This window comes from Methylophaga sp. UBA5088, assembly GCF_002414625.1.
In the GTDB taxonomy this organism is placed as follows: Bacteria; Pseudomonadota; Gammaproteobacteria; order Nitrosococcales; family Methylophagaceae; genus Methylophaga; species Methylophaga marina.
In genome coordinates, this window is the sequence record NZ_DIAC01000103.1 from 64,717 (window position 1) to 68,029 (window position 3,313).

Consider the following 3,313-nt stretch of genomic DNA (forward strand, 5'->3'; position numbering starts at 1 on the left):
ACAGCGCATCAATGAAGTGATTCACGGTAGAGCCTGTGCCAACACCGACAATTCCGTTACCTTTGATGTACTCAAGCGCTGCCCACGCAGCTTGTTTTTTCATTTCATCAGCATTCATATGCAGCTTCCTTTGTTTCAATACACTTAAAAATTATCCCGGCAATTATAGAGATAAATGGCGGTCAATGGTAACGTAAGCGATTGCTTAGAAAATGATGACAGGATTTAGCTGTTGATCACTGAGTCTTTTTTTCAACATAACTGACTGATTTGGGCTGAAATGCTGACTGGATACGTAGAAAAAATTCTTAAAGCGCGCGTTTATGATGTGGCAAATGAGACACCTCTTGAGGTTATGCCTCGTTTATCGAAGAGATTAAGCAACACGATTTTGCTTAAACGAGAAGATCTTCAACCGGTTTTTTCATTTAAATTACGCGGCGCTTACAATCGTATGAGTCAGTTATCTGCTGATGAGCGAGAACGTGGCGTTGTTTGTGCCTCAGCGGGCAATCATGCGCAAGGCGTAGCGCTGGCAGCGAATAAAATGAATATTCCTGCTTTGATTGTCATGCCCAAAACTACACCACCTATCAAGGTGGAGTCGGTGCGGGCTTATGGTGCGGAAATTAAACTGCACGGCAATAGTTATGACGATGCCAGTGCTTATGCCTTATCCGTTGCTGAGAAAGATGGTCGCACTTTTATTCACCCTTATGATGATCCTGAAGTCATTGCCGGACAAGGCACGATTGCGATGGAGATTATCCGTCAACACCCTGATCCTATTCATGCCGTATTTGTGCCTGTCGGTGGTGGTGGATTGATATCCGGTGTGTCCGCTTATATCAAAGCATTCTGGCCAGACATTAAAATCGTTGCGGTTGAACCGGCTGATGCAGCTAGCCTGAAAGCGGCGCTGGAGGCGGATGAGCGTGTCAAACTGGATCAAGTCGGATTGTTTGCTGATGGCACGGCGGTCAGACAAATTGGTGTCGAACCTTTCAGAATCTGTCGTGAAACAGTGGATGAGGTCGTGACTGTCAGTAGTGATGAGTTATGTGCAGCCATTATGGATATCTTTCAGGACACGCGTTCTATTGCTGAGCCATCTGGCGCACTCGCTGTGGCTGGAGTAAAAAAATACTTAGCCAACAACCCGATGGAAAATCAGCAACTCGTTGCCATCAATAGTGGTGCCAATATTAATTTTGATCGTTTACGTCATGTTGCTGAGCGCTCCGAAATTGGTGAGCGTCGAGAAGTCTTGTTTGCCACTAAAATTGATGAACAACCAGGCAGCTTCCAAAAATTCTGTAAAACACTGGGTGAACGAGGGATTACTGAATTTAATTATCGTTACGCTGATGACAAGCAAGCTCAGGTTTTTGTTGGTGTCAGAATGAACGGCCAGGAAGAAGAACGCCAACAATTATTTTCACAGCTGGATCAAGCTGGGTATGACTGGGTTGATTTCACTGATAATGAAACTGCCAAGTTACATGTACGTTATATGGTCGGTGGTCATGCCCCTCAGGTAGATAATGAACGTCTAATTCGTTTTGAATTTCCAGAGCGCCCAGGCGCCTTACTACGGTTTCTAACGCGCATTGGGCAGCGCTGGAATATCAGCCTTTTCCATTACCGTAATCATGGGGCTGATTATGGTCGTGTGCTGGTGGGCATTCAGGTGGGTGATGATTATAAACAGGAGTTCCAAATCTTTTTGGATACGCTTGGATACACTTACTGGGAAGAGACCGACAATCCTGCTTACGATCTGTTTCTGAAGTAATAAGGTAGCCACGGCAGTCATTTATGCTGCCGTGGCTTTGGGCTTTATTGATTGAGTTTGATACTGCCGCGAACGTTCACTGAAATTTCGTTACTGCCGCCGGCTAATGCAGCTGGTGCAGCTTTGACTCTCATATCCGCTGACATCATATTGGCGCGTTCCATCATTGGCATTGGGGTAAATGAATTACCATCAATGGATATGGACACAATTTCATAACCACTGCGATCAAATTCAGTGCTGATGAGTTGTGCTTTATCTTTGAATTTGCTGATAGCTTGTTTAAGTAAATCGGTTTTGACTTTTTCAGCACGATCGTCTGAGACCATAAACTGCATAGATTGAATATTGGCCAGTGTATTGATGTCCGCAATAAACTGACTCATTTGATCAAACTGGCGGGTTTCAAGCGTCAATTGCTGACTGACGCGCCAGCTGGCAATTTTGCCCTCATCATAAACGGGCTGCGTGGTGTAATTGGATGTTTCAGCTTGAATCGCATTGAAGTTTTTCACCGCATCCAGAACCAGCGCTGTTTTTTTGTTGACCATGTCAGTTAATTTGGCAGGGTCTTTTCCTTGTTCAAATACTTGTAAACGCGTTATAAGTTCATCATTTTCAACATTCATGCTGGCACTGGTATCGAGTGAGACTATACCCATTTGAGCAAGGTCTTCAGCAAAAGTGAGGGGGCTCATGGCTAAAAGCGAAATAAATGCCAAAGTGTGTTTCATAGGTCCTTCCTTAATTGAATAAAAATGCTGCGTCTTTTAAGACTAGCTCAAAAGCGTTAAGTTTTGATATATCATGCTGGCAATAATCAGTCGAAATTGATGGTGGCGTTGTATAAAACTCACCGTCTGTATTTCAGCATAGTTTACATAATCAAAAATTGAGGAACACAATGAAAGCAGAACAAAAAATCCTGCCTGATGCGACGAGTTTAATTAAAGCAGCCGCAGAACATTTTGTCAGTACAGCTCGATCAGCGATTGCAAAAAGAGGTGTTTTTTATGTGGCCTTGGCGGGTGGTTCAACACCTAAAGGCTTGTATGAAAAATTAGCTACCTCACCTTATTTAGAACAGATTGACTGGGCTAGGGTACATTTGTTTTTTGGTGATGAGCGTTGTGTTCCCGCTACTCACGATGACAGCAATTTTAAAATGGCGCGTCAGGCCATGATCGATTTAATTCCTATTCCAACAGAGAATGTGCATCGCATGCCAACTGAGAGTGGTGATGCGGCTGATGTCGCTGTTCATTATGCCGATACTATGAAATTTGTGATGAAAGATGCACCATTTGATTTAGTGCTGCTCGGATTGGGGCCTGATGGACATATTGCATCCTTATTTCCAGACACGCCTGCTTTAGATGTGACGGATACACTTACCACTCATCTTTATGTTGAGAAATTTGACTCATGGCGTGTGACTATCACCTATCCTGTTATTAATGCCGCACGTCAGGTGATTGTTTTCATCGCAGGAGAAGCAAAAGCGGCTATCGTAAGTGA

General features: G+C 43.8%; 3 protein-coding genes and 1 pseudogene. 2 read left to right on the forward strand and 2 right to left on the reverse strand.

Annotation, left to right across the window (positions count from 1 at the left end):
- A pseudogene (locus tag B4K20_RS13100) lies at positions 1–118 on the reverse strand (ribose 5-phosphate isomerase A); the annotation flags it as partial.
- 162 nt (positions 119–280) lie between these two features.
- Between B4K20_RS13100 and ilvA the strand changes: the two are divergent.
- A complete protein-coding gene (gene ilvA / locus B4K20_RS13105; RefSeq protein ID WP_286303941.1) occupies positions 281–1,795 on the forward strand; it encodes a threonine ammonia-lyase, biosynthetic in 1,515 nt (504 codons plus the stop codon).
- A gap of 44 nt (positions 1,796–1,839) precedes the next feature.
- Here ilvA and B4K20_RS13110 read toward each other — a convergent pair whose 3' ends face one another.
- The gene (locus tag B4K20_RS13110) at positions 1,840–2,529 is read right to left on the reverse strand and encodes an SIMPL domain-containing protein (RefSeq protein WP_289283208.1); all 690 of its coding nucleotides are present in this window, start codon (positions 2,527–2,529) and stop codon (positions 1,840–1,842) included.
- 170 nt (positions 2,530–2,699) lie between these two features.
- Here B4K20_RS13110 and pgl point away from each other — a divergent pair.
- Positions 2,700–3,313: 6-phosphogluconolactonase (gene pgl, locus B4K20_RS13115; protein ID WP_289283209.1), on the forward strand; the 614-nt coding region annotated here is incomplete at its 3' end.